The organism is Candidatus Methanoplasma termitum, from assembly GCF_000800805.1.
GTDB classification, from domain to species: Archaea; Thermoplasmatota; Thermoplasmata; order Methanomassiliicoccales; family Methanomethylophilaceae; genus Methanoplasma; species Methanoplasma termitum.
Genome location: NZ_CP010070.1, coordinates 1,155,972 through 1,181,917, shown reverse-complemented (window position 1 = coordinate 1,181,917; position 25,946 = coordinate 1,155,972). Strand labels below are relative to the sequence as shown.

24 protein-coding genes are annotated in these 25,946 nt (G+C 46.1%); 10 read left to right on the top strand and 14 right to left on the bottom strand.

Annotated features, from left to right (window positions below; genetic code table 11):
* Positions 1–81: 81 nt before the first annotated feature.
* The gene (locus Mpt1_RS05830; protein WP_048113040.1) at positions 82–1,500 is read left to right on the top strand and encodes an NAD(P)-dependent malic enzyme; all 1,419 of its coding nucleotides are present in this window, start codon (positions 82–84) and stop codon (positions 1,498–1,500) included.
* Between the two features lie 82 nt (positions 1,501–1,582).
* Here the strand turns inward: Mpt1_RS05830 and Mpt1_RS05825 are convergent, their stop codons facing one another.
* Together Mpt1_RS05825 and Mpt1_RS07480 are read right to left on the bottom strand one after the other, a co-directional pair.
* The gene (locus Mpt1_RS05825) at positions 1,583–1,852 is read right to left on the bottom strand and encodes an elongation factor 1-beta (RefSeq protein ID WP_048113038.1); all 270 of its coding nucleotides are present in this window, start codon (positions 1,850–1,852) and stop codon (positions 1,583–1,585) included.
* Between the two features lie 9 nt (positions 1,853–1,861).
* The gene (locus tag Mpt1_RS07480; RefSeq protein WP_048113940.1) at positions 1,862–2,029 is read right to left on the bottom strand and encodes a zinc finger domain-containing protein; all 168 of its coding nucleotides are present in this window, start codon (positions 2,027–2,029) and stop codon (positions 1,862–1,864) included.
* Positions 2,030–2,208: 179 nt separating this feature from the next.
* Here Mpt1_RS07480 and Mpt1_RS05815 point away from each other — a divergent pair, with 179 nt between their 5' ends.
* Entirely contained in the window at positions 2,209–2,748 is a 540-nt protein-coding gene (locus Mpt1_RS05815) for a hypothetical protein (RefSeq protein WP_148305848.1), read from the top strand.
* A 16-nt stretch (positions 2,749–2,764) separates the two neighbouring features.
* The gene (locus Mpt1_RS05810; protein ID WP_338140314.1) at positions 2,765–3,142 is read left to right on the top strand and encodes a transposase; all 378 of its coding nucleotides are present in this window, start codon (positions 2,765–2,767) and stop codon (positions 3,140–3,142) included.
* A gap of 44 nt (positions 3,143–3,186) precedes the next feature.
* Here the strand turns inward: Mpt1_RS05810 and Mpt1_RS05805 are convergent, their stop codons facing one another.
* The 3 genes from Mpt1_RS05805 to Mpt1_RS05795 are packed head-to-tail and all read right to left on the bottom strand — an operon-like array spanning position 3,187 to position 6,989.
* A complete protein-coding gene (locus Mpt1_RS05805; protein WP_048113033.1) occupies positions 3,187–5,433 on the bottom strand; it encodes a peptidase domain-containing ABC transporter in 2,247 nt (748 codons plus the stop codon).
* A complete protein-coding gene (locus tag Mpt1_RS05800) occupies positions 5,433–6,527 on the bottom strand; it encodes an HlyD family secretion protein (protein WP_048113031.1) in 1,095 nt (364 codons plus the stop codon). Before Mpt1_RS05800 ends, Mpt1_RS05805 begins: the two co-directional genes overlap by 1 nt.
* Before the next feature lie 3 nt (positions 6,528–6,530).
* Positions 6,531–6,989, bottom strand: a complete 459-nt coding sequence (locus Mpt1_RS05795) for a hypothetical protein (protein WP_048113028.1) — start codon at positions 6,987–6,989, stop codon at positions 6,531–6,533.
* Between the two features lie 513 nt (positions 6,990–7,502).
* Here Mpt1_RS05795 and Mpt1_RS05785 point away from each other — a divergent pair.
* The gene (locus Mpt1_RS05785; RefSeq protein ID WP_048113024.1) at positions 7,503–7,937 is read left to right on the top strand and encodes a hypothetical protein; all 435 of its coding nucleotides are present in this window, start codon (positions 7,503–7,505) and stop codon (positions 7,935–7,937) included.
* Positions 7,938–8,375: 438 nt separating this feature from the next.
* Here the strand turns inward: Mpt1_RS05785 and Mpt1_RS07330 are convergent, their stop codons facing one another.
* Entirely contained in the window at positions 8,376–9,509 is a 1,134-nt protein-coding gene (locus tag Mpt1_RS07330; protein ID WP_052399312.1) for an IS110 family RNA-guided transposase, read from the bottom strand.
* A 272-nt stretch (positions 9,510–9,781) separates the two neighbouring features.
* On the opposite strand from Mpt1_RS07330, the gene Mpt1_RS05775 reads away from it, so the two are divergent.
* Positions 9,782–11,221 (top strand): IS1634 family transposase, encoded by a 1,440-nt coding sequence (locus Mpt1_RS05775; RefSeq protein WP_048113022.1) that lies wholly within the window; start codon positions 9,782–9,784, stop codon positions 11,219–11,221.
* A gap of 325 nt (positions 11,222–11,546) precedes the next feature.
* Here the strand turns inward: Mpt1_RS05775 and Mpt1_RS05770 are convergent, their stop codons facing one another.
* On the bottom strand, positions 11,547–13,034 hold the full coding sequence (locus Mpt1_RS05770; protein ID WP_048113020.1) for an oligosaccharide flippase family protein: 1,488 nt from the start codon (positions 13,032–13,034) through the stop codon (positions 11,547–11,549).
* A 135-nt stretch (positions 13,035–13,169) separates the two neighbouring features.
* Between Mpt1_RS05770 and Mpt1_RS05765 the strand changes: the two genes are divergently transcribed.
* The 3 genes from Mpt1_RS05765 to Mpt1_RS05755 are packed head-to-tail and all read left to right on the top strand — an operon-like array spanning position 13,170 to position 15,822.
* A complete protein-coding gene (locus Mpt1_RS05765) occupies positions 13,170–13,760 on the top strand; it encodes a D-sedoheptulose-7-phosphate isomerase (protein WP_048113018.1) in 591 nt (196 codons plus the stop codon).
* 60 nt (positions 13,761–13,820) lie between these two features.
* Positions 13,821–14,816, top strand: a complete 996-nt coding sequence (locus Mpt1_RS05760; RefSeq protein ID WP_158386787.1) for a glycosyltransferase family 2 protein — start codon at positions 13,821–13,823, stop codon at positions 14,814–14,816.
* 55 nt (positions 14,817–14,871) lie between these two features.
* Positions 14,872–15,822: an NAD-dependent epimerase/dehydratase family protein gene (locus Mpt1_RS05755; RefSeq protein ID WP_048113014.1), complete on the top strand. Its 951-nt coding sequence runs from the start codon at positions 14,872–14,874 to the stop codon at positions 15,820–15,822.
* Here Mpt1_RS05755 and Mpt1_RS05750 read toward each other — a convergent pair.
* On the bottom strand, positions 15,806–16,693 hold the full coding sequence (locus Mpt1_RS05750; RefSeq protein WP_202965142.1) for a GHMP family kinase ATP-binding protein: 888 nt from the start codon (positions 16,691–16,693) through the stop codon (positions 15,806–15,808). The genes Mpt1_RS05755 and Mpt1_RS05750 overlap by 17 nt on opposite strands.
* 218 nt (positions 16,694–16,911) lie before the next feature.
* Here Mpt1_RS05750 and Mpt1_RS05745 point away from each other — a divergent pair, with 218 nt between their 5' ends.
* Complete coding sequence (locus Mpt1_RS05745) at positions 16,912–17,784, top strand: damage-control phosphatase ARMT1 family protein (RefSeq protein WP_048113010.1); 873 nt, start codon at positions 16,912–16,914, stop codon at positions 17,782–17,784.
* Positions 17,785–17,796: 12 nt separating this feature from the next.
* Here Mpt1_RS05745 and Mpt1_RS05740 read toward each other — a convergent pair whose 3' ends face one another.
* The 5 genes from Mpt1_RS05740 to Mpt1_RS05715 form a co-directional block, all read right to left on the bottom strand.
* On the bottom strand, positions 17,797–19,191 hold the full coding sequence (locus tag Mpt1_RS05740) for a DUF2029 domain-containing protein (protein WP_148305847.1): 1,395 nt from the start codon (positions 19,189–19,191) through the stop codon (positions 17,797–17,799).
* Positions 19,188–20,231, bottom strand: coding sequence for a hypothetical protein (locus tag Mpt1_RS05735; RefSeq protein WP_048113006.1), 1,044 nt, complete (start codon positions 20,229–20,231; stop codon positions 19,188–19,190). Before Mpt1_RS05735 ends, Mpt1_RS05740 begins: the two co-directional genes overlap by 4 nt.
* A gap of 81 nt (positions 20,232–20,312) precedes the next feature.
* The gene (locus Mpt1_RS05730; protein WP_048113004.1) at positions 20,313–21,584 is read right to left on the bottom strand and encodes a glycosyltransferase family 39 protein; all 1,272 of its coding nucleotides are present in this window, start codon (positions 21,582–21,584) and stop codon (positions 20,313–20,315) included.
* Between the two features lie 344 nt (positions 21,585–21,928).
* Complete coding sequence (locus tag Mpt1_RS05720; RefSeq protein ID WP_048113000.1) at positions 21,929–23,347, bottom strand: glycosyltransferase family 87 protein; 1,419 nt, start codon at positions 23,345–23,347, stop codon at positions 21,929–21,931.
* Positions 23,344–24,396 carry a hypothetical protein gene (locus Mpt1_RS05715; protein WP_048112997.1) on the bottom strand — a complete coding sequence of 351 codons (1,053 nt, stop codon included), beginning with the start codon at positions 24,394–24,396 and terminating at the stop codon, positions 23,344–23,346. Before Mpt1_RS05715 ends, Mpt1_RS05720 begins: the two co-directional genes overlap by 4 nt.
* Before the next feature lie 138 nt (positions 24,397–24,534).
* On the opposite strand from Mpt1_RS05715, the gene Mpt1_RS05710 reads away from it, so the two are divergent.
* The gene (locus tag Mpt1_RS05710; RefSeq protein ID WP_048112995.1) at positions 24,535–24,987 is read left to right on the top strand and encodes a GtrA family protein; all 453 of its coding nucleotides are present in this window, start codon (positions 24,535–24,537) and stop codon (positions 24,985–24,987) included.
* Positions 24,988–25,002: 15 nt separating this feature from the next.
* Here Mpt1_RS05710 and Mpt1_RS05705 read toward each other — a convergent pair whose 3' ends face one another.
* Entirely contained in the window at positions 25,003–25,929 is a 927-nt protein-coding gene (locus Mpt1_RS05705) for a branched-chain amino acid transaminase (RefSeq protein WP_048112992.1), read from the bottom strand.
* Between the last annotated feature and the right edge of the window lie 17 nt (positions 25,930–25,946).

The window sequence follows — 25,946 nt, the reverse complement described above, 5'->3', positions numbered from 1 at the left end:
GATTAGCGTAATCAGGTGTCGGCAATTTGTCTGCAAATCGAAGGCATATTACGATTCTCGTAGAAAAAAGGAGAGAAATGCATGAGTAACGACGAAGAAATAACGGTAGAAGAGCGTCTTGAGAAGGCGAAGAAGCCCGGGCAGGACGCAATGATCCTACACAAGTACTATGGGGGAAAGATCGAGATAACATCGAAAGCGTGCGTGAGATCCTTCAATGACTTTGCGATCTGGTATTCTCCAGGTGTAGCAGAGCCGTGTAAGGCCATCGCAAAGGAACCCGACCTGGTGTACGAGCACACATGCAAATGGAACACTGTTGCAGTAGTTTCGGACGGAACGCGTGTTTTAGGACTGGGCGACATAGGGCCGGAGGCCGCAATGCCAGTCATGGAAGGAAAATCAATGCTTTTCAAGTATCTCGGCGGCGTGGACAGCGTGCCGATATGTCTTGACACCAAAGACCCGCAAAAGATCATTGACACAGTAAGGCTGATAGCCCCGTCCTTCGGAGGTATAAACCTTGAGGATATCTCTAACCCGAAATGTTTCGATATTCTTGACGAGCTCAGAAGGGACTGTAAGATCCCGGTATGGCACGACGACCAGCAGGGAACTGCATGCGTTACGGTCGCCGCCGCCATAAACGCAATGAAACTCGTGGGGAAGAAATTCAACGAGTCCAACCTGTGCGTTGTCGGTGCGGGAGCGGCAGCCATTGCGATATCGAGGCTCCTGCTTGCGACAGGGTTCAACCCGAAAAAACTCTCTATGTGCGACTCAAAGGGAATACTGAATCTTTCAAGAGACGATATCCGCAAAGATGCAGCTAACGGAAAGTTCAAGCAAAAATGGGAGATATGCGAGAAGACCAACGGCGCAGGAAAGACCGGAGGCATAAAAGAGGCGATGAAGGGCGCCGACATAGTCGTTGCGGCGTCGGCTCCAGGCCCCGGAACGATACCCGCAGAGTGGATCAAAGGCATGGCCGACGATCCGGTAGTGTTCGCAACGGCGAACCCGATCCCCGAGATGTGGCCCTGGGAAGCTAAAGAGTATGGTGTGAAGATATTCGCTACCGGACGTTCGGACTTCCCGAACCAGGTCAACAACTCAATGGGATTCCCGGCGATATTCCGTGGTACCCTCGACGTAAGGGCAAAGACCATCACGGACGAGATGTGCATCGCAGCAGCTGAAGAGCTGGCTAAGTGCGCCGAAGAGAAGGGAATACACGAGGAGTACATCATACCCAAGATGAGCGAGATCGAGCCCTTCCCGAGGGAAGCGGTGGCGGTTGCTCTCAAGGCGCAGCAGCAGGGTGTCGCCAGACTCAAACTGAGCAGGCAGGAACTCTTTGAGAGGGCCGACTTCATGATCAGGAGATCCAGAGAGATGACTGACAAGCTGATGAAGGAAGGCTTCATCGCAGATGCGGAACTGGCCTTCAACTCAGCAGGCGCACCCGCACCCGCCCCCAAAAAGCGCAGTAAGAAATAAACAAGAAGGGAAACCTTCTCTTTTTTTAATTATTCTCGCTGAAAAGCGAGTTATGCCGGCAGGAGCCGGCTGAGAATTTTTTTCAGAGAAGCGTACTGGATACGCATTCTATGTTCTCTATTCCGGGCAGTGAAGAAAGAGCATTCTCGAGGTCGCTGCCGGCGGTCTCGTTCTCATCGTTGATCGAGAATCCTATGTTGATCTTCTTCAGTCCGAATGCGACGGGCAGGATCTTATGATCAAGGACCTGCACTCCCTTCGGGACTATGCCGCGGATCTTCTTTACCACTGCCTCAAGATTCACTTCCGTGCTCTCGGGCATCAGGTCATATGCTGCTACGATCTGTCCCATGATCACACCTCAAGGTCCTATGAAACCGCATTTTTTACATTCGTACGATACGCTCTGGTCGCGGCACTGGTCACATCTTCCGATGTCGGTGTTCCCGCATTTCGGGCATTTGAATGTGGTGTTCCCGTGACCGATAAGCCTCTTTCCACAGGAGGAACATATCTTATCCTTTACCATGGGGTTGGCGATGTGTTGCCTGTATATAAAAGAAATGTAGGTCAAGGCTTTCAGGAAATTATACTGTTGACCGATCTTGAATTGTTTTGGCATTATATTTTTATCGCTGGCAAGACCATTTCACTCCCACGGGATGGCTGATCCGATCAGAGAATGGCCATCCCAAGGATGGGATTAGTGTGGGATGCAGAGGAACGGCTCGGAGAGCCGACAGGTTAGCCGGTATAGTGAGGACAACATTCTTGATACTTTCAGGTATGGGATATCTGGAATATTCGTCGAAGAAGAGCAAGAGAACATATTCAGACCATGCGAAGGTGGCCTTATTGGCGGTGAAAGAATATCTCGGGAAATCCTTTGCCGAGTTCTCTATGATACTTCCGTCGCTTGTCACCGTCACGGAAGCGACGGGGATATCGGATATTCCCGAAGAGACGACCCTCCGCAAATTCAGGGGGCGTTTGAACCCCGGAGTATTGGGCCGCATCCTGGCGACCCAGAGCATGATGATCGTCGGCAACGATGACGTCATCGTTGCGGCGGATGCGACGGGGATGCCGACTTCGCATGCATCCAAACATTATATCCTCCAGCTGAAGTACTTCGGCATTGAGGAAGCGGTCGTCAGAGGGTATACGAAGCTGACGCTGGCCGTATGCGTTCATACGAAAGCGATATTGACCGCGGACACCGCGCCGACTCAAGGACCGCCGACGTGAAAAGAATGGGGCCCTTCTGACAAAACTCGCCGATGCGGAGTTCCGGATCGAGGCGTTGGTTGCAGACAAGGGATACGATGCCGAGTACGTCCACAAGATGGTCAGGAAGTATCTGGATGCCGAGGCCGTCATACCCGCAAGGACGTTCAGGAACGGAACGAGAACAAGAGGGGTCAACAGGAACAGGATGAAGAGGGAGCTGACGGAAGGAACGGAACTCAAATCAACGTACGGCATCAGGGCTATCGCCGAAACCGTGAATTCAATGATAAAACGCGTTCTGGGAGAAGTGCTGGCCGGGCGTAAGGAGGAAACAAGACACGCCAAGGCCAGGTTTAGATGCATAGTCACAACTTCGGGGTTGGTCTGGAAATGTCAAGTTCGGGGATGCTGATGTGATTTCCTGTTAGCAGTAGGCAGAAACCTTGATCACTCTCATCACACATATGAAATGAAATCATCATCATTTTCATACATGGCGTCTTCTTTCGATTGATTCTTCAGCTTGTCTTCTTTTGTTGAAGAAACATCATTCCCTATCTGGCTATTCCACATCTTCCAGTATAACCCATGCTTTTCAATAAGCTCATCGTGAGTTCCAGCCTCTGCAACCTTCCCATTGGCCATCATGAAAATTTTATCACATCTTCTTATTGTAGATAGTCTGTGCGCAACGATGATAGTGGTGCACTTCAGCTTATTGAATAACGTGTCGTAAACTTTTGCTTCAGATAAGAAATCGAGATTACTGGTGGCTTCATCCAGGATCAGTAACTCCGGTTTCTTCACAAACGCTCTTGCCAACCCTATGCGTTGCCTTTCACCACCGGAAAGGTTTGCTCCCGCCTCTTCTAGATAAGTTTCATATCTTGAAGGTAGCCTGCTGATGAAATCTGAACAACCTGCCATTTCACACGCCCTTCGAATGTCATCGTCGGTGGCTGTTGGAAGTGAAACTCGAATGTTATCTGTTATTGTTCCGCTGAACAATTCAACTTCTTGTCGGACGTATGCCACTCTTTTTCTATATGATTGTATGTCAAGTTCTTCAAGGTCGTATCCGGCAATATTCACCTTTCCGCTTTCAGGAACCCAGAGTCCCATGATGACTTTACAAATTGTTGTCTTTCCACAACCACTCTCCCCCACGAGAGCTACTTTTTCGCCACCTTTTATTTCTATCGAAACATCAGACAAAATGGGTTTTCTGAACCCATATCTGAAACTCAGATTCTCAATGGAGATGTTTCCAAAGAAAGTTTCGGGAATACTTTTTCCTTTATGTGTTTCACACTCTTCTTCTACATCAAGTATTTCACTGAGCCTCCTGAGAGCGATATCAGCTTCTTGAATTTGAAATTGGACATTGACTAGCCTACCTATTGGGCCCATGAAGAATCCAGTTAGTGATGAAAATGCCATAAGGGTTCCAAGTGTGATATCTCCACTTATTACATACATTGCACCAAGCCACATTATCAACAAGCCACCGATCATTGAAATCGACGAGGATACAATACCTTGATAATTTGAGAGTACATTCGCTCTGTAGGCTATGCGCAATGTTCTTACAAATCGATTTTCAATTTTCTCCATCGTTTCTTCTTCGGCAGCATTTCCCTTTACTGTTTCAATCCCCCTTAGCGATTCTATTGTTGTAGAGTTTAACGATGCGGCGGCTTCCATTTGTTCACGGTTGATTTTCTTGTAAGGTTGCCTGAATATGTACACTAAAACCACACTGACCAAAGTAAAAACAACTATTACTCCAAACAAGGATGGATTGATCATATAAAGAACAACTCCCGTTACAATTGCAAATAGCACGTCAAGTATTAGTGTCAGTATTATTCCAGATACCACAGAAACAACAGTCCCGGCATCTTGGAATCTTGTGATGATGTCTCCTGTTTTCCTTGTTCCAAAGAACTTCATTGGGAGGTTCAGTACGTGTGTATAGTATCCCAGCATAAGCGGTATGCTGATCTTCTGTGACAAGTGAAGAACAACGTGTTGTCTTATTGCACCCAATGCAATATTCGTTAAAGCAACTATAATAAAAATTAGCACCAAAGTTAGTAGTTGATCCTTAAGGCCGAATGGCAGTATCTCATCTATAAGAAACTTATTAAAAAAGGAAGACACAATTCCCAACACCGTGATGAGGAATCCAGCAATTATTGTTGTAATAAATAACCATTTTTGATTCAAAACAAGACTCATAAGCCTATAAAATAAAGACTTTTTATCGACTTTTGAAGCTTTGAAATCAGATGAGGGTTTTATTAGAATAACAATATTGTCAAACTCTTTTGAGAACTCCTCATGTGAGAGTTTACGTTTTCCAAGAGCTGGATCTAAAACAACCACACCCTCAGCGCTTATTTTTGTTAGTACGACATAGTGATGGAAACCACTCTTCGTTACAACATGACAAATTGCTGGCAATGTGAATTCTCCTTTTATAAATTCATCATCTGATATGCGTATTGGCTTGGTGTCTAATCCAAGTTTCTTTGCCCCTGTACACAATCCCTCAACATTTGTTCCAAGAATGTCCGTGCCGCACGCATCTCTGAGGCCAGTAATAGTGACCTCTTTGCCATAATATAAACATATCATCGCAAGTGCTGCAGCACCACAATCTGTTGAGTCGTGTTGTTTAACGATTATGTTCTTTCTCATTATAGTCCTAATCCTTTTAGAATCCACTCCAACCAAGTAGAATTTTCATAAATAATGGTGGCTGAAACCATCATGCCATTGACAACTTTGACAGCTCCTGCCCTTCCAATCATGATTGTATCGTCTACAATCACGTAAGCTGTGAACCACACGTTACCATTTGAATCTACATTGCTGTCACTTGATATCTCTGTAATTCTGCCGTTTAACTTCCCATATGCTTCACTTGGATAGCCAGCCACTTCGATTTGAGTTTTATAGCCTATGGATATATGTGGGCGATATGCGGCAGGAATTTGGAGCTTTATGAGCGCACTATTATCTTCAGCCATGTTTGAAATAGAAAACAATACGGTACCGACAGATACTACCATCCTCGTACCAAGAGTTGTTTCAAAATGAACCGTGCCATCTGTCTCTGCCGTAATGGTGTGCTTATCAATAATGGCCTGATAATATTCTTTCTGATAAAGAGTCTGTTTATATGTTGGTTCATATTGCATTATCATTTGATTACAACTCATTAATGATTGATCTAAATACAATTGTCTGTTCTCCATCAATGAGTGATTATCGTCATCTGTAACTTCAGCCATTTGACGTAAAAAATTCTGATATGAAATGTACATTATTTTTTCTGAATTTGCATCAAAAGGGTTTTTATTGTAAAGGTCAGCTCCTGCATCATTATTAATGTTGTAGTTATCGACGGCATCATACATTTTATAATATCCTTTCAAGATGTCAAAGTAATAGTTCGAAAGATTTTTATAAAGTTCCAGTTGGGCTTTTTCATCGGTTGCACCAATAATAATTAGTATGTCGCCTTTCTCGACCGCCACACCTTCTTCAACACAGATTTCGTCTATCTCTCCACCAAATGGAGACATAACATATTGTTTGCTTTCTGATTGAACAATCCCTATGCTCTGAATGGATTCTGATTTCTGTTTATTATCTGCTATTACAACAGTTATAATCAAAGCAATAAAAATCACTAATATGATGATTGTCATAAATTTTGGTGGATTCTTATTATATAACAATGCGCTGTCTTTCAAATCATTAAGGTGTTGAATACGTTTAATCACCATGAGTCAATCCTCGTGTGGTATGAAAATATCAATTGTTACTGCGACATTAGTTTTTTCAACATATACAGTATAGCTTTCTTTTTTCAGTTCGATCTCATTCTCATATGCATAAACAGATATTTTCTGAGAGGCAAAAATGAGATTTTCTTCTCTCCCTCGGAACCGTGCATAAACGCATGGACCTATCTTTAAATGTTCTTTCCATTCGAACTCCTTTGGAAGAGTCACGGGATTACCTACAAATTGTAACATTATGTCTTTTTTTATAAGAACTTCGCCCCCATTGAAATCGACCCTTCCTCGAATAATGGGTGGCCCCGTTACTGATAGTCTATATGCTTTTAGCTTTGTAGCAAACGTATTTACTGATGTGCCCATCTGGAACGCATTATCAATAGACATGAAAACTACTTGCTTTGTAACTAAATACTTTTCATTTTTTATATCTATTGTGTGAACCATTTTCAATATGCCTTTTGATGATGATTGTATACATTTATTGGATATTTTTTTTAACTATTTGTACCCTGTAGTTATTGTTTGCATATATGCACATTATGAGAGTAGCTATGCCCACCACAAAAGCAATGATGCCACACAACAATGAAGAAAAACTTCGACCGTCATAAAACAATATATTCATTGACCCAGCGATTAACCCCAATGCCGACGCAAAAGTAAATGCGTGGCGTGGTCTTCCATCCCAGTTTTCAAACCAGCCCTCGTTGCGTGGCCTATACATTATCGTTGCCAATGTCAACAAAGCTATGGACATTAAAGACAAAACGTATATGGAGCCTATAAATGACCATACAAACAACCAAGAGAAAAGAGACCCCACTAGAGCCGCTAATACAATGAAACTTTGTCTGTCAGTTCTGTTTTCCATAATCTATAAACAATATACCAATATATAAATATCTATTATAATCTTATTATATTTAGTTGCGTTAAAAAGCAACAGGAGGAAATAAAATGGAAACAAGTTTTATGGATTATAACCATAATGGATTCAAATTACCAAATGGTTATGTTGATATAGATAGTGATGAAATGGAATATATCACAGGAGGCATTTTTGGCGATCACTGGGATAAACTTGGGCAATACAGTGGCAGCAGTGGTCTCAACCTGATGGTTATGACGACAGCTGCAGCAGCTGGCCTAACCATCTCGATAGCGACCGCCTCAGCAATAGTTGGATATGGAGCTGCACCGTTTACGGCCGGAATATCGGCACTTGTGGGTGCTGTTGGATCATGGATTGCCGGAAACTTAACGACGAGTATGTGGAATTCTTACGTGAGTGCGCGCGACAATTATTACTCGAAAGGTAAGAGCTGGGCAGTCTATGATCATTGGGGATGGTTTGGAACGGTATTGGATGGATTCGAAACGCGTGCAAGCTGAGTGGCTAAAAACCTGTTAGATTAAGTAGGGAGCGTGCCATTAACTGGCCAGCCCCTACTTAATAATTTATTATTTCTGTAGCTGTGCTTCTTACTTCATTTATTCCATTAAAAGTCGGTCTGTTACCACATAAACCACTCAGTTTTTGATAAAGGTTGTTACCGCATCCGCTGATCGTACCCATAAAAACAACCTAAAGTTGTCCCCATGTTCCGATGCCGACCGTGGAGGCATCGGTCTGTGATATCCATCAACCCATGCGGTCGGGTCCCCCGCAGTTCCGCATCATCGATTTATTGCCCGGCCCCGAAGGCCATTTCCGCGTTCCCGATATGCCCGACGATACTGTATCGATTTTCTAAGCGACCACGAAGGCCAAAAAGAAGCCGACATCCTTTCCCGTCCGGCTGTGCTTCACCGCATCCCGATCGTTCATGTTCATTCTGTCTGCGCTGCCTCCATCTCATCCTCTATCTCGTCGGAATCGGCGAGATATCTTGTCACAGCCATCACTGTCGGGTCTGCGGAATATTTCCTGTCATGGGTCACCATGGCCCAGATCATGCGGGCCATGGAATTCGCACATGCCACCAACGCCTCGTTGTGATGTTTGCCGTTGGCCTTCAGACGTTTGTATTTCTCGGATATGAACGAGTCCGCATGGTTTATGTGAACGAACGTTGCTTGGCACAACAGCCTCCTGAGCCCCGGGTCCCCTCTGCGGCTGATCCCGCAGTTCTTCGGTCTGTCGGCGGATTCGTCAAGTTTGGGGGTTATTCCGGCAGATGCGGCGAATGCCCGCCCGTCCACGAAACGTGTCATATCATCGGCCATGCACGTGACATACGCCGCAGATAGGATACCGAATCCCGGGACCGACCAAACGATATCGAACATCCTGTTGCCTTCCATCCTGTATCGGATCATCTTCTCTGTCTGAGACTTTCTCGCTTTGATACTCTCGGCCTTCGCCGCATCCAGAATGAGAATGTGGTCTCCCGTTGCCTTCAGCTCCCTGAGGGCAAGAACACAGGTGATGTCGGAGTAATCGCGGGACAGCTTCATTCCTCTTATCAGAAGATGGGATCTGATCTGTTTTTTCAAAGCGGTCAGATCATTCCTGTCGTTGATATCGAACCTGCACAATTCCCTCTGCACCAGCACCTCCCGCGAAGGCATATGGGCGACGGCGAACTCGATCTCCCTCATCAGCCGCCTGCGCATATACCCCGCCAGTTCAGCAGCGTCGTTATCATCGTTCTTTGTTTTGGACCTGGTTATCCTGTACAGGTCGGCGGCATGAGCCACCGTCACTCTGAACCCGAGATTGGTCAGCATCCAATAGACGTCGCGAGACTTGGTCGAATTCTCTATCAGAATATACGCATCCTGACCGTGAAGGCGGTTCGTCAGTCCGACCATTCCCGCAGCGTCCGAAGGGAATCTCCGGAAATCGGCGTTGAATCTTTCCAAAAAATCCAGGTTCTTCTTTCTCGGCTCTTCTTTGCCTGCGTACACTGCAAACGTCGCACATTTTTCCTTATGCACATCTATCCCGATCGCTATTTTCATCTATGCGTTCCTCCTCCAAAACAGAGGACCGCTTCCGTACGCACCGGAAATCGATTATTTTATAACCCCGCCGCCCCTTTATACATACGGTCTGTGGTTTTCTGTTGTGGTAAACTAATATCACAGACCAACTTTTAATGATGGCGGATTTCCTTTGTTAAGTGTGTTTCTTAATTTATTTTGATCCTGACTTTGACATGAGGTCGCTTTCGATGTAATGCTGGCAGGCTGTTCCGGCAAAAAGATAAGGGGGTGTTCTGAAATACAAGTTTATGACCAAACAAACCAATTTCAGAACATCTGAGATAAAGCCTAACGCAAATATATCCGTTCCCATCGGGAACATCCTTCTGACCGAGGCGTTCTTTGAACTTTTCGGTCTGTCCCGTCTCCTGAACGATCTGAAGACCAAGGGCATAGACCTCGGCAAGCTTGCCGAGCTTATGGTCGCATACAAGCTCGGCGACAACTTCAGCATCCTGAGATGCCATGAATTCGCAATGCGGGAGCCTGTGCGGAAGCATATGGGGCTGCCCGGATTTAATGTCAAAACTTTGTACCGTGCCGTTGAGACCATGGGAGAGAACCGCGAACTGATCATCGGCCACTTCAGGAGAACATTCATGAGAATGTACGGCCCGGAGATAACGGATATGATATTCTATTGGACCTCGCTTGTCTATTTCGGCAGCGAGCCGGAACTGGCGGCGAGGGGGCATTCCAGAGATGGTCAACCCGAGGAATGCCAGGTCACCATAGGGATATCCCAGCTGGCGAAGCCGTTCTGCGTCCCCGTCAGAATGACCGTCATGCCCGGCAACACCCACGACGGGAAGCATATGATCCGCACTTACGGTCAGGTAAAGGATGTCCTTTCCGAAGGATCGATGATGGTCTTCGACGCGGGTGCCAGTCAAAAGGACGTTCTGGACGGCATCGTCAACGACAGGAGACATTTTCTGACAAGGAAGCAGCTCAACAAGAGCGATGATAAACTCTTCGCCCGATTCTCAACGGAAGAATGGGAATGCCTGGATAAGGAGAAGGAGGAATATTGTCTCAAGAAGGCATTCCCGTCCAGGGTGAATTACTACTATTTTTCCGGGGAGCTTTATGAGCTCGAGATGAAGGGCATTGAAAAGAAGATAGGGAAGAAGCTCAGGGAAGCAAAGTCCCTTCAGGAAGATCTCGAAAAAGGAAAGAAGATGAAGAAGAGGTACGAGATCGATAACGTCCTGATCAAGGCAGACATCTATCTCCAAACGAAACTTTCCGGAATATCGGATGAAGAGGCGTTGCGGATCCTCAGGGAAAAGGAGGTCACCGGGAGGGAGGGGTTCTTCTGTTTAGTGTCCGACGCGGACATGGAACCGCTGAAAGCACGGTCGATATACAGGGACAAGGATGTCATCGAGAAACTGTTCTCGTCGATGAAGTCGGACATCGGGATAAGGCCCATCAGAGCATGGACCGAGAACGGCGTGTACGGGATCCTTTTGATAGGTTTTCTCGCTCAGGCGTTGGTTTCCGTGAAACGTCTTTTCACTAAGCCAGCATCTTCGACGGCAACGAAATTCATTACGGACAGCATGCAAAAGTTGACACTTACTGTGGAAAGGGGAGCGGACGGCAGGGAAAGACGCATATTATCGAACTTCAACCCTCTTAACATCTCCATAATGCGTTCGTTCGGGCTGTTATCGGAGACATAACACATGTAAAAGCGGTCTTTTCGTGTAGAAGAGAGGGTGAAGTGTTCCTCGGAAACGAGGTCTTCTCTTCTGTCAAATTATTAAGATTTAACAATCAGGCAGCGGAGCTACTGTCAAAGTCAGGTTTGATAAATACTGATCTGTTTTTTGGGTGTGTTTGAGGTGTGTTGTATTTTTTGACATGTTGCAGAACAGAGAGGGGTTTGATTTTTTCTTCTTACGATGGGGCTAACTTTTACCCATTTTCACAGTGAGGTGTTTTCTACGCTGTTATCTGATATTGTCAAGGCTTAGCGGTAATATCATGTGTTGGGAGTTCGCAAGATTAATCCTTTTTGTCATTCGAGCATTCTTTGATGCTTTTTAGGCTTAGAACACGCAGCATTGAGGCAATATCATCTTTTGTGATCTCTCTGAAAGCATATGATATTCCAATGAACAGAACATAGCATATCAGCAGGAAAAGCAGCAACTCAATCAGTCTGAAAGAGAACTCTCTTTTTGTTATGAATGCCAGTAAGAATACGACTGTGGCGGCAATGAACTGGTGTATGAGACCTTTGTGCAAAGACAGTTTCATGGAGGCTTTGACGTAGTAGCTTGTTATTATGGTGAAGATCAGGTATCCAAGGGTCACAGCGATTGCCGCACCATTGGCTCCGAGTCCTGCAAGTTTCAAAGAACCTATGTTATCTGGCACTAGAACGATTAACATAATAAAAGTAGAAGTGGCAAAGACTATCGCAGCATTGCGGTAAAGGCCGTTGTGTCCGGTGGAAAGCAATATCTGTGTCAGAATGCCCAGAATAATGTATAGATAGATGTATGCCGCGAGGATAGAAATGACGGTTCCGGCGGGAGCAGTGTTCGCGCCAAACAGTACGGTCGCTATATCTGTACCGAACACCATCGCAAAAACAACAACTGGCAGCAGAAGAAGGGAAAGGTATTTTTCAGAACTCCAAAGAATGTTTTTCAAAGAATCGTGCTCGTTCACCGAGACCAATTCGGAGAATTTGGGCAGGAGAACGTAATTCAATGCGAGTCCGATCGATGTTGCGGCAAAGGCCACGCCCATCGCTACCGAGTAGTAGCCCAGTTCGTCGGTGCCGCAGAATGAACCCACCATGACCCTGTCTATGAACGACATTGCCGCTATAAGCAGAAGCCCGATCGCGACAGGTTTCGCAAAAAGCAAGTAGTCCTTGACATATGATGGAGCTACAGGCCTGTATCCTATTTTTCTGAAAAGATATAATGCAATGATTATCGAGAAGACGGCCCCCGCAACATATCCGAAGGAGAGTACCGTAGCGGATGACCCAGCTAATGCGATCACGATGAGGACCAATGAACGCATACTGGTATCCGAGGCCTGCACAAATGAGGACTTTGCAGCCTCCAGCCTGCCGTCGAAGGTGCGTATGAATACCCACGCAATTCCTGCTGCAGCATAATAGATAAGGAACATTATCACGATGGTCGCATTCTCGGTGCTTATATGATCCGATAGCACTGAGATCGCAAGGTATGCGACCGTTATGAGGGCCATTATTCCGATGAGGATCAGCTTAAGGAACAAATGTGTAGAAATGCAGGTGTTCAGATCCTTTTTTTGAGAAATCGACTTTACGGTGGCGGCATCGAAACCTAGATCCGTCAATGTGTTCATCAGACCGACTATGGACCATCCGTACATCATTACTCCATACTCTGAGAACACGTGTCTTGTCATTATCATAAGCGAAGCGAACATGAGTAATGACGATACTATGCCGGTGATTATTTTCACTATTATTTTATGTGCCAGCATGAAATCTCATCTCCTCCCGATAGGGATCCACCCGCATAGTGGATAGAACAATTATTTACTTATAAACAACAGGTCCGATATCTGAAAAGAATCAGTTAGGAAAAGATATATCCCAATAGGTGTTAACCACTAACTATGAAAGGTAGTGCAGACAACGCTTCGTTTGCAAAAGAATATCTCAGCGAACTGACATCGACCATAGGGAAGGTGGATCTCAGTGGGGTCGATGCCGCGATAGAGGCGCTGATCGAAGCACATGGCAGAGGTTCCAAAATATTCACAGCCGGCAACGGCGGAAGTTCCGCCACCGCTTCGCACATTGTCTGTGACTTTAATAAAGGGATATCGTCTACACTTGATAAAAAGTTCGAGATGATTTGTCTGAGCGACAGTATCCCCATGCTTACCGCCATTGCAAATGATGTAGAATATGGGGAGATATTTGTCCGATACCTAATGGGAAGGATGAAAAAAGGTGACATCCTGATCCTTATTTCAGGGAGCGGGAACTCTGAGAATATCATCAGAGCAGCCGATTATGCAAAAAACATCGGCTGCAAAGTAATAGGGTTCACAGGCTATGACGGCGGCAAGCTTTACAAGAAGGCGGATATAAACATCCACTTCCCGTTGGAAGACATGCAGAAGGCAGAGGATGCACACATGATATTCCTGCATCTGATCGCCAGAGCGGTTGCCAAAAGACTCGGCGTTACCATGTGTTGAAGGAAATCCCAAAACAGCCTGCGTTACAATTTTAAATCCGTCGCATATACTTTGGAAGCATTGAAAGCCTCTGAGAAAGTAAGCGTAATAATACCCGTCTTTAACGGTGCCGCACACATACGCAGTGCATTTGACGTTCTGTCAAAACAGACCTATGATAATTTTGAAACGATATTTGTCGTCGACAAGAAGACCAGCGACGATTCTCTCAAGATAATGGAAGAAGAGAAGGGCAGGTTGTCTGATGTCAAAGTGATCGTTCAGCAGGGAGATACAAAACTGGGGGGTGCCAGGAACGAAGGCCTCCAAGCATCAGAAGGCGAGATAGTATGGTTCTTTGATGTTGACGATGTGGCAGTACCTGAACTTCTAAGCGAAACAGTCCGGATAATGGCGGAAAAGAATGCGGACGTTGTCATGTTCAATTTCATAAGAACTCGATCCGCAGATGTTAAACCCCCTTCCGGAGAATTCGGGATCGATGAGATGAGCAGGAATGAAGCGATAGCGGCGCTTCTTCATCTCGAACTTCCGGTCACGGCATGGTCAAAGATCATTAGAAAAAAACTCCTTACCGACAATGGGATCGAGTTCTCGTTCGGTTATGCCGAAGACGTTTGGCATACGTATAATCTTGTCAACAAGTCTGAAAAAATATGTTTCTGCGAAAAACCCCTCTACCTATACATCCAGAATGAGGGTTCCATCTGCAATACCGATAAGAACAGGAACATACGCGGTAAAGCAGAGATAGACAGATACGCAAAATTAGAGGAGCTGTTCTCCGGCGATGAAGATATCATCGGGGTCTTCAAAAAAAGGTCCGCACTGATCCGAATAAGGTCAGCGGTCCATATGGATAAAGCGAGTTTTATGGAATATGCAAGGAGTGAGGATTGCAGAACAATGTTGAATGCGAATCTTCACAACTCTGTTTCTCCGGAAGTGGTATTGTTCAAGGTCGCCCCTTCGCTGTACTACTCTTTTGTTGAATATTATCTTCGTAAAATATACTACAAAGACAATAAATGTTTCAGAAAACCTAAAAAAGCATAATGGCGGGAGCGGCAATGGCGATAACATTAAATCCCCCGCTTTTCTGTAACCGATAATGACCAGCGGAAAAGCGGTGATTTCGGGCGGTGCAGGTTTTATCGGAAGCCATCTCGCCGATTCTCTTTTGAAAAGAGGGTGGGATGTTGTGGCGACAGACAGGATCCCGGCGCAAAATGCGTCCAACATAAAACATCTGGTCTCTGAGAAGAGATTCGTTTATGTTGAGAACAATATGAAATATCAGTCATCCGTCAACAAATTGACCGAGGGTGCGGACATGATTTTCCACCTCGCCGCAAACTCGGATATCCAAAAAGGTGGCAGAGACCCGAGTATCGACCTCAATGACACATTCCTTACGACAGTATCGATGTTGGAGGCGGCAAGGGTCAACGGCATCAGAAAATTCTTCTTTTCGTCAACGTCCGCGGTCTATGGCGATATCAAAGGCAAGCTGAATGAAGAGACGGGAGGTCTGCAGCCGATATCGTTCTACGGGGCCGCAAAGCTTGCTTCGGAGGCAATGATATCCTCCTACTCTTATATGAATGACATTGATTCTTTGGTGTTCAGGTTCCCCAATGTGGTTGGACCCAGACTTACACATGGTGTGATATTCGATTTCATAAAAAAGTTGAAGGCGAACCCTAAAAAGTTAGAGATCCTGGGGAACGGAAAACAGTCTAAGCAGTATGTGTATGTCAAAGATCTTGCCGACGGTATCGCAGACTTTTCTTCAAAGATCGAAAAGGGATACAATTTGTATAATATTTCAACTAATTCTTTCACAACGGTGAATGAGATCGCAAACATGGTCTGTGAGAGGATGGGGCTTTCCGATGTGAGATACGAGTACACAGGGGGGGACTGCGGTTGGAAGGGAGATGTGCCCACATTTGATTATGATGTCAAGAAGGCTGAAAAGAAGGGTTGGAAGTACAATTATGATTCATCCGGATCAGTAAGAAAGACCCTTGAGGACATCAACATCAGTGCTGATCGTTGAACACGACTTTAGAGCCTTCGCACTCCATACGAAACGGAATGTCTCTGCATCGGCTCAGGGCGGCCTTCAGACCGGTCTGATCTTCCTCATGAGCATAGAAAAGCATGAATCCTGCGCCGCCGGCTCCAAGGAGCTTTCCTCCAACTGCTCCGTTTGATAAGCCCAGATCGTATATTTCGTCTATCTTGTTGTTAGAGATGCGTGATGTGATCTCCCTTTTCAGCTTCCAACTCTCATCAAGAAGTTTTCCCAGCGAGTCGATATCTCCCGACTTCAGATCGTCTTTCAGTTTTATCGCAAGGGAGCACAATTTTTTTGTTGCCTCATCCTTTCTCTCGTCACTTTCACTCTGTTCTTTCAGGATGGTCGATGCACTCCGATCGCCGCCGATGTAAAAAAGAACAAGTCTTTTGTTAAGGGTGTCCTTGAGCTCTTTTGACAGAGCCAGATGTTCCACTTCTACACTGTGGTCCTTTTTGAAATGATAGTAATTCAGTCCACCATATGCAGCGGCGTACTGATCCTGTTTTCCTATCGGCTCGTGAAGGATATCTATCTCCATCTCGCAGGCGCTTTCTGCAAGAAATCTTCTATCAGAGAAGTTGCCGTTGTAGGCTCTCAGTAAATTTATCAGACCGACGGTGAATGAACTGGATGAACCCATGCCGGTTCCGCTTGGTATATCCGCCGTGCTGTTTATCTCAACTCCCTGCACGTTGTGCATTTTCAGGCATTCTCTGAAGATCGGGTGTTTTATCTCATCAACGGAGTCGACTTTCTCCACCGTTGAATACTTGAGTGAAGTGGCAATCGGGTTGAAGGACCGCTCTAATGAAAGGTACACGTATTTGTCGACAGTGGTGCTGACCACATGCCCCCCGTGCCTTTTGTAGAAAGAGGGTAGGTCACTTCCCCCACCGCAAAAACTGATCCTTAAAGGGGTCCTGGTGACGATCACTTCTCTTCCTCCGGCAGTAATCTATGGGGCTGCTTGTATTTAACGACAATATATCTCTTCAGATAAGCGCTTGTATTTGTTCAATGTATAAGGACAAAACAATTATCTCTTTCCCTAACGTTAGATGTAGTATGAAACATGCGCCTGAGTGCATTCCGTGCCTAATGGGAAGGGTCCTTTTTCAGTCAAGACTCCCTAATAACGGAAAAGAGGAAGCATCTTGCGAGGCCGCATTGAAAAAATTTGCCGAGACGATATCGGTCGAACCGAACTCCGCGAGATTAGCGACGCTGGTACATAGGAGCTCGTACGATGCGTTAGGCGTGAGTGATCCGTATCGTGACCTTAAGGTAAGGGCGGATATTGCCGCAATGAAGTATGATAGCCGAGTTAGGGAATACATACAAAACTCTGACGACATATTCAAAGCGGCTGTAAAAGTAGCGATACTGGGAAATATAATGGACTTCGGAGCCGGCATTGCGATCGAAAGCCCCGAAGAATTTGACAGCGTTTTCGAATCTTTGCTGAAAATGGAGCTTGCGATCGATGACACCGGAATGATGAAAGAGATCATCAATTCAAAAGGGACCGTTGTATACATTTTTGATAACTGCGGAGAGACAGTGTTCGACATTCCCCTGATACAGCAGATAAGGGCGATGGGGTGCAGGGTCGTGGGTGTTGTAAGAGGAGAACCGATCCTGAACGACGTCACGCTGGAAGACGCGCAGCGCATAGGGCTGGAGGATCAATTGGACAGACTGCTCACAACCGGTGCGTTCGCGATCGGAGTGGATATGAGGAAGATCGGTGGTGAAACGAAAAAAGAGCTGGAAGCAGCCAGCATGATCATCGCCAAAGGTATGGCCAACTTCGAATCATTGGGGGAAGAAAGACTCCAGCCGACAGCGTTTCTTCTGAAAGCAAAATGTACTCCTGTGGCGGCCGAGATAGGTACACAGGTCGGTTCAAATGTTGCAAAAATGGTCATCCGAACATGATCCGGCATCCGATCAGGTCTTTGACCTTTTTAACGAAAAACGCATCTGCATATATGCCCATATTTTAACGTCCGATTTACGGAAATCGATGTACCATTCTATTCCGAGCAATCCCATTATGGCCAATATGCCGAGGTACTGTATCACTCCCGAAACGTATAGCAGCAGGTTTGTCGCGGAATAGCTCATGATTATCGGTTGTTGGAACCAGTCGATCAATGACATTATGTGGCCGGAGGAGGTTAGCTCGGTGAACGCTCCCGCAGGCATCAAAATGGAGAAATTTGCCGCAAGGATGAACAAAGAACCCCCGATCGATATCAACAGCCATGCCCACTTGAATTTACCGTTCCGGATGGAAATGTAGATCACCAAGAAAGGCAAGAGGAAAACAAGGTATTGCGGGAGCGGAGGGTACAGGAACAGGAATGCAGCAATGAATAGTGCATATTTGAAGAATGAATCGTCCAGTTCCTCTTTGCTCTTCTTTGTCAGCAAATATCCCATGACCGCCGCTACAACGATGCCCAGCAGGAAAACGACGACTGCCCCGTTGGTGATCACATCTAAGATCGATGTTGAGGCGCTGCCAGACGTTGCCCTCGATGTGATGAACAGAAGGCTTTCTCCCATCTCTCCGTTAATTATCTGAGGGGCCATCAACACAAAGAACGCGATGATAGCGCCGGCCACAGCTTTCAGTATGGAACTGAACGCCTTGCCGTCAGTGCGGTGGGCCACTAAAATGTAAGCAAGTATGATGAAGATGAAATAGGCGGGGAAGAACTTCGTTAACACTGCGAAAGAGAACAAGATCCCCGCAAGGAAGAGTTTGTCCTTTCTTACCATCACAACGCAGAGAAGCGCAAAGAGTATAGAAAAAGTGTCAAACATACCAGAGACAGAGGTCGCGATGATTATCAACGGACAAAGGAACCAAAGTGTAAAGCCGATAGTTGCTTTTTTTGTGTCCTGGGTCTTATCCTTTATGAGCCAGTATATCAGATATCCGACTATGATGTCGCTGATCACGAATGGTATCTTCAGAAAGAAGTTGAATGATGTGGAGGTCACATTGGCCGTCCACCATTCCGAATAAAATTCCGCTTGGAAAAACTCCGGTACCTTTTGCCCCATAACATTGATATTCAGGAACAGTTCATGGAACATCGATTGGAAGGAAAGGCTGTACCCCCAGACGGGAGTGTAATAGTATCCCTCCAATCCATACAGTCCCTGGCCGCTTTCAATGTTCCTTATTATCACCGCCCAATAATCAATGTCGTATCCGACGGCCACGAATGGGGATATGATAAGCCTGATCGCAATCCCAACCACCGCAATGAAAAAGATGGGATGCATCAACAGCGTTCTCAAAGAGACCACCGGGGAACTCATGCTGTTCAAGAGCACTGGATCAGTCTCCCGAACGTAAGGTAATTGCCGCCGATCGAAACATAAACGGAGACATTATCTTTGTCATTCGGGATCTCCTGATCAAGGTGGATTGTCTGTCTGGTAATGTTTCCGTTCATTATCCCTAATATTTCCGAATAACAGGTCATGCCGGAGGCTATTATCTGCCCGATATCATCGACCTGCTGTCTCTCATAGAATCCTCCGAGAACACAGATCATGCCGTGGCCGAATGGTACCATGGATACAGTCGAGTACCCATCCTCAGAGAACCCCATTGCCAGTGCGCCATCGGTACCTGAGACATCCAGCGCAAACGGTATCCTGTTCCATTTTAAGCCAAGTGCCGCAGTCAAGCCTCCATCGTCGATCACAGTGTGTGCAACACCGGTATCCGGCCTGTCAGAGGCCATCCCAGTGTACATGCAATCTTTCCCAAAGAACAGTTCTTGGCCGTTTTCAACCGCCACCAATCCCTCTTTACCATGATAGAACAACCCAAGTGGCGAGGACATTGAATAAACGTATCCTCCATGGTCGATCCACTTAAAGATAAGGTCTTCGGCGTTTCCGGAATAGACCTCCTCAGGTAAGGCATAGGACAATATAAGCAAGCCCTTCTGGTCCTGAGTATTCAGATCCCCCCCTAATGCATTAAGCAGCTGTTCATCGTTCAGCAGTTCAATGTTAGTAAATCCTCGAACATAAAGCGTCCTCCAGATCTGGTCGATCGAATAGCTTCTGTCTATCCTTGCCATGCGGACCATATCACTCGCTTCCCCGAAGAACTCCTCATATCTGTCGTCCGTGTATATGTAAAGCTGTGTAATGGGCTGGTGATCTCCATTATCCATCACTATTGCTGAGTAGGTGTCGGCGCCGGAAGAAGATATCGAGATATCAACAGAGCCGCCGTTTATGTTTGCATCAGCCCCATAATTATGTACGTTGGGGCCGTATGCCATAAACTCGCCGGCAAGCACAATGGCGCAGATCACCACTGCCAGCAGGACAAGTTTATCTATTTTCATTCAAACACCTCCGAAAGCGGATCGCATGGATGCAATTGCAGGATGTTTATTAAACCATTGCAAAAACCGATCCTGTTCATGTTACTTTCCCCCAATGGTTCTTAACAGCTTGTGTCGTAAACGTAATACGAATGCCAATCCGACAGATCCGAAGACATCCTCCCCGCGGCAGCCTTTTTTGTACCATTCTAACACAAAAAAGAGCAACCCCAGCACCACACCTAACTCTACGGCATGAGCTATCTGGTAAGAAAGGTCTATCAGCCTGGACCAATGCGATAACGGAGTGTTGAATGTGATCATCGCGGAAACGATATCATTCAAAGAAATAAGATCGGTGAATGCGCCGGCTGACACCAAAAGGCCACAATATCTGGCTATTATGAACATCGACCCTCCGATCGAAATAAGCAACCAGGGCCAGAAATAATGTTTATTCCTCCAGACAATGAAAAATGCCAGGAAAGGTATCGCCAGCACCAGATACTGAGGCAATCCCGGGCTTATGAAAGGCATCAGAACAAGAGGCAAAGCATAAATAAAGAAGTAATCGTCCACTTTTTCTTTGCTTTTTCTGGAAAGCAGAATTCCAAATAGGATCGCTGCTGCCAGGCAGATGATATTCAACAACATTGCACCTTTGATCAGTATGGACCCGCCCTCCTCGCTGATCCTCGAGGAAAGGAACAACAGGCTGTCTGATACCTCGCCATTCCATATCTGGGGCAGCATTAGGATAAAGAATGCCGCAAGTGCGCCTGCAACCGCCTTAAAGAGCGACCGCGACAGACTGCCCTCTCCGCGGTGTTTTACATAGACATATGCCAGTAGGATGAAGAGCAGGTAGATCGGGAAGAACTTTGTCAGGATCGCAAATGTCAGCAGGACACCTGCGAGGAACAATTTGTCCTTTCTTACCATCACTATGCAAAGCAAAGTGAATAAGACGGCGAACGTGTCGAACATACCTGCGGCAGATGTGACCATTATCACGATCGGGCAAAGGAACCAAAGGGCGAACCCGACAGTTGCCTTTCTCATATCTTGTGTTCTATCTTTGATGAGCCAGTATACAAGATATCCAACTATCAGATCACTGATCAGGAATGGTATTTTTATGGCGGTGTTAAAAGCTACCGACGTGACATTTGATGTAAATCCCCAAGGCAGTGTTTCGATCGAGAATGTTTCCGGCACCCTCAGTCCCATAACGTTGATGTTCATGAACAACTCTTGTATCACCGACTGAAAAGAAAGGAAATAGCCCCAAACGGGCGTGTAATAGTAACCCTCCAATCCATACAGTCCTTGGCCGCTCTCGATATTTCTTATGATCACGGCCCAGTAGTCCATGTCATATCCGTATTGAAGCAAGGGGATAAGTATAATTCTTATTGCGATCCCAATGGCCGCAATAATGAAAATCGGATGTCTCAGCAATGTTTCAGGGGACGAGATCTCAGAGCTAATCGGGCTCAGAAGCAAGGCGACACCTTCTCAAACAGCATTTTTTTGGAGACAAAATATGAGCGGGAGCAATTTGTTGTTCTCTTTTCCTTTGGCGATCCGAAGCGGATGTTCATCGAAGGAAAGAGAGATGTTTTTGATATCATTCAGAGGTCTCCGCAATATATTTGCCGCTGTTCTATTAACGCATGAGTTGATTAAATATTATTTGGGCCACCGAAAGAGTCGGCTCAATCCTCGGAGTCAGAGGATCGATCCACAGAGCCAGCAGTACTCTTTTTCATTATCCTTCTTTTTATTTCTTCACCGAACCTGACCCACAAAATAAAGAGGATCGAAATATACTGCAGCACATATCCCGCACCCGCTACCAAGTTAATTCCCGATATTATTCCTATGCCGAATAACGGAGAGGAATAGACCTCGACCGCATGCACCATCGAGTCAAGACCGAATAGGTCGGTGAATCCCGCAATAGACAAAAGATCCATCGGACCTCCCGCCACTGCGGCGGTCGTTGCTCCTATCATCAGCAGGATGAGCGGAGCCCTGTATCTTCTATCCGACAGCATTGCGAATATAACGAACGGTAAAAGAAGAAGCAAGTAATGCGGCTGGGGCGGGTATAGGAACATAACAGCGGCGGTCACCAACAAAGCGTCGAAAAGAAGACCATCCATATTTGCCATGGTTCTATTCCTGATAATGCGCAAAGCGAATATTGCCGAAACAACGATAGTAATTACATAAACTACCGGCGCAGCATATCCTCCCAACCGCCCGACCATTCCGGTGCTGATGCCCTCGCTCACTCTGGAAGTTATGAACAGGAAACAATCGGCGAGCGTCCCGTCAAGTATTTGCGGCAATAATATTACAAATGCTGTAGCAACAACTCCGATGAGGAACATCAGTACGTTTTTCTTTGAGGTGCCTGTCTCTTTGCCTTTGGACCAAATATATGCAATGATTACCAAAATGAAGAACCCGGGGAAGAATTTTGTAAGTGTGGCGAGACACAGCATCACTCCCGATTCCACATAACGTCCCTTTCTTAGAAAGATGATCGAAAGGAGTGTCATCACCACGGTCAGCGTGTCGAACATCTCGCTGACAGTGCCCGCAGTGATCAAAAAGGGGCACAAGAACCAAAGTGCGAACCCGATGACGGCTTTTCTGCGATCCCGAGTAATATCACGTATTATCCAGAATACAAGGTATCCGGCGGCAAGGTCGCTCAATATGAATATTATTTCAACTGAAAGGTTGAAGAACGGATCGATTATAACCGAAGTGAAATGTCCGATGGTGTCCGACAGCGGGAATGTCGCTGTCAATATCCCACCTGTCGTGGCCAATCCGATAAAGTTCTGGAAGATCGAGTCCAATCCCAGTAAATATCCCCAAGGCGGAGTGTAGAAGTATCCGGTTATCTCATACAGCCCATTGCCGCTGTTGATGTTTTGGATCACCACCCCCCAATGATACATATCATAATTGTGGGTCATGAAAAATCCCAATGCAACCCTAATTATGATTCCAAGGACTATTATCAGTAAGGTGGTCTTGCAAAAGAACGGTATGGAAACAGATATCTCATCCTTGTCCGTGACCCATTTTCGGAAGGAGCTTACGCTGATTTCGGTCAAGGGTTCAACTCCGTGAGCCTGCCGTATGTGGGGAAGTATCCGCCGTAATAAACGTACGCCATGACATTTCGATCATGGGTGCCGATCTCGATCGTACCATGCAAGGTAGTCCTTTTCAAATCGCCCGTCGCATGACCTATCATCACGGAAGAGGGACTCAGCCCGGACGAGATCACTTGCGCAAGGTCGTGTCTTTGATAACTGGAATAGTCTCCCCCGAGCACGCATATCATGCCGCCGTTCGTTCCGAAGGCAGTCAGCACAGTGCTGTAATATCCGCCCTCGGTATATCCAACATGCAAGGATAACGGAAGAGCAGAAGTATCAACGCCGTACTTGACGTTGTTGTTCATCATTGAAAGTGTGAAGCGATATTCGTTATCCGTCACATCCGAGTAGGCCGTTGTTGTTTCTCCGGTGTTGAGACATTCTGTCCCGAAGAATCCAACCTGATATTCGTTATTCTTTTCTCCGAGGTCAGTAATGCCATCGGGTGTTGAGACATACCGACCAAGAAGATTCCCTGCCCAGTATAGCCTTCCGCCGTCATTGAGCCAGCTGAAGATAATGTCGCTGTTCTGTCCCGTATAGACTGTATCCGGAAGTGCACCGGAAAGAACAATAAGCCCCTTTGCGCACGTGCCTGCTTCCGTATCTGCAGACAATCTTTCTTCCAGCTCCCTGGCGTTCAATATCTCTATGTTCGTGATCCCGCGGTAATCTAACATATGCACAAGCTGCGAAATGTAATAATCCTCCGTCAGTGCCTTCGCACCGACAGGGATCTCAACGGCGTTTACTTTGGAAGCATAGCTTTCGTCATAGTAGATATAATAGGATGTGTTGGGACTGAAATTTCCGTTATCGGTGATTATTATCGAATAGGTCGTTGAAATATGAGATGTGACGCCGTAATCGATCTCATTACCGGACAAAGAAACGTCTGAGGAATATCCGCCGGTGTTGAATGTATACACATATACTTCTCCGATAAGGACCGCACCGAGCACGATCACAAACAACATTGACAGGATTGCGTTTGTCCTCATTGTCCCAACCTCGGGTCAGGAACGTATGGCAGTAACATCATAATTAACGCTGATTGACATTGGTGTTAACATATAAAAATATGCGAACGCATACGCATAAGGCTTTATTTATGAGCAACATTGATACTGATAGGTCAGATGGGATTTGTTGCGAACTTTTTAGAGAAACATGAGGAAGGAATCCTTTATGTGATATTCGGAGGTCTGTCCGTTGTTGTCAGTTGGGGCACATATGCATTATTTGTCCTGGCAGGAATAGACATCAGCGTCAGCAACATACTTTCCATCATATGCTCCCTGATCTTTGCGTTCGCTACAAACAAGTGGTTTGTTTTCAAGAGTCGTTCACTCAAGAGAAATATACTCGTTAAAGAGATAATTTCATTCTTCGGGTTCCGCATACTGACGATCATCTTTATCAGAACTTTAGGGTTTGAGATCCTGATAAGGTATTTCGGATTGAATCAATCGATCTTCGGAGTGGAAGGCGCAGTTGCTCTGGTGATCGTTACCGTGATAGAGACGATTTTGAACTATCTTTTCAGCAAGTTCATTGTTTTCAGAAAGAATAAAGAAAAAGAAAATGCCTGAAAGGCATTAAAAAGTTTATTTAACGTAGTATAGCCAGCCGTCGTATTTCTGGTCTTTTCCTTCTGCGATATCATGGAACTTGTGCTGTATCTTCGCAGCCACTTTTCCGACCTTCCCGTCGCCGATGACCCTGCCGTCTATCATGGTGACGGGTGCAACTTCCGCTGCCGTGCCTGTCATCCACACCTCATCGGCTGTGACAAGCTGCATTCTTGTTATCTCTGTCTCGATGACCTCATAACCTAGGTCGCGCGCCACCTGAATGACCGAGTCCCTTGTTATTCCTTCGAGGATGCATTCGGACGTCAGAGGAGTGAATATCTTTCCGTTCCTGTAGATGAAGATGTTCTCTCCCGTGCATTCTGCAACGTGACCGATCGAGTTCAGCATCACCGCTTCGTTGGCACCTTGGCGGACGGCCTCCTGCTTAGCAAGGCAGGAGGTCACGTATGTGCCGTTAACCTTCGCGCCGGCAGGACCGCATAGATTATCGGGTCTGTGCCAGGAGGATGTTATCAGCTTCGCGCCGGACTTGGAATCCTCGCCGAGGTATGACCCCATGTATATGCACGTTATCGAAAGGCTCGCCGGTAGCCCGACCGGGTTAAGCCCGACAGCCTCTCCGCTGAGGAATACGCAGGGCTTGACGTAATCGACCTTTTTGTTTGCTTTTATCGTTTCTTTGATGACATCCATCACTTCTTCGACAGTGTATCTCTTTCCGCCGAACACCGGATCTATCCCCATGGTCTTGCATCCGTCAAAGAGTCTCTTTGTGTGTTCTTTCAGCCTGAAGACGGCCGGACCTTTAGGCGTCTGATATACTCTGATCCCTTCGAAGACCCCTGTACCGTAGTTCAGGGCATGGGTCATTATGTGGACCTTCGCATCGGCCCAGTTTATCAGTTTACCGTCTATCCAGATCTTTTCTCCTTTTTCCATCTTTTTCCCTTTCCGTT

Coding starts and splice junctions, on each gene's coding strand:
- Mpt1_RS05830 (WP_048113040.1), top strand. CDS start 82: ATGAGTAACGACGAAGAAATAACGGTAGAAGAGCGTCTTGAGAAGGCG.
- Mpt1_RS05825 (WP_048113038.1), bottom strand. CDS start 1,852: ATGGGACAGATCGTAGCAGCATATGACCTGATGCCCGAGAGCACGGAA.
- Mpt1_RS07480 (WP_048113940.1), bottom strand. CDS start 2,029: ATGGTAAAGGATAAGATATGTTCCTCCTGTGGAAAGAGGCTTATCGGT.
- Mpt1_RS05805 (WP_048113033.1), bottom strand. CDS start 5,433: ATGAGAAAGAACATAATCGTTAAACAACACGACTCAACAGATTGTGGT.
- Mpt1_RS05800 (WP_048113031.1), bottom strand. CDS start 6,527: ATGGTGATTAAACGTATTCAACACCTTAATGATTTGAAAGACAGCGCA.
- Mpt1_RS05795 (WP_048113028.1), bottom strand. CDS start 6,989: ATGGTTCACACAATAGATATAAAAAATGAAAAGTATTTAGTTACAAAG.
- Mpt1_RS05785 (WP_048113024.1), top strand. CDS start 7,503: ATGGAAACAAGTTTTATGGATTATAACCATAATGGATTCAAATTACCA.
- Mpt1_RS07330 (WP_052399312.1), bottom strand. CDS start 9,509: ATGAAAATAGCGATCGGGATAGATGTGCATAAGGAAAAATGTGCGACG.
- Mpt1_RS05775 (WP_048113022.1), top strand. CDS start 9,782: ATGACCAAACAAACCAATTTCAGAACATCTGAGATAAAGCCTAACGCA.
- Mpt1_RS05770 (WP_048113020.1), bottom strand. CDS start 13,034: ATGCTGGCACATAAAATAATAGTGAAAATAATCACCGGCATAGTATCG.
- Mpt1_RS05765 (WP_048113018.1), top strand. CDS start 13,170: ATGAAAGGTAGTGCAGACAACGCTTCGTTTGCAAAAGAATATCTCAGC.
- Mpt1_RS05755 (WP_048113014.1), top strand. CDS start 14,872: ATGACCAGCGGAAAAGCGGTGATTTCGGGCGGTGCAGGTTTTATCGGA.
- Mpt1_RS05745 (WP_048113010.1), top strand. CDS start 16,912: ATGAAACATGCGCCTGAGTGCATTCCGTGCCTAATGGGAAGGGTCCTT.
- Mpt1_RS05735 (WP_048113006.1), bottom strand. CDS start 20,231: ATGAAAATAGATAAACTTGTCCTGCTGGCAGTGGTGATCTGCGCCATT.
- Mpt1_RS05730 (WP_048113004.1), bottom strand. CDS start 21,584: ATGGACTACTGGGCCGTGATCATAAGAAATATCGAGAGCGGCCAAGGA.
- Mpt1_RS05715 (WP_048112997.1), bottom strand. CDS start 24,396: ATGAGGACAAACGCAATCCTGTCAATGTTGTTTGTGATCGTGCTCGGT.
- Mpt1_RS05710 (WP_048112995.1), top strand. CDS start 24,535: ATGGGATTTGTTGCGAACTTTTTAGAGAAACATGAGGAAGGAATCCTT.
- Mpt1_RS05705 (WP_048112992.1), bottom strand. CDS start 25,929: ATGGAAAAAGGAGAAAAGATCTGGATAGACGGTAAACTGATAAACTGG.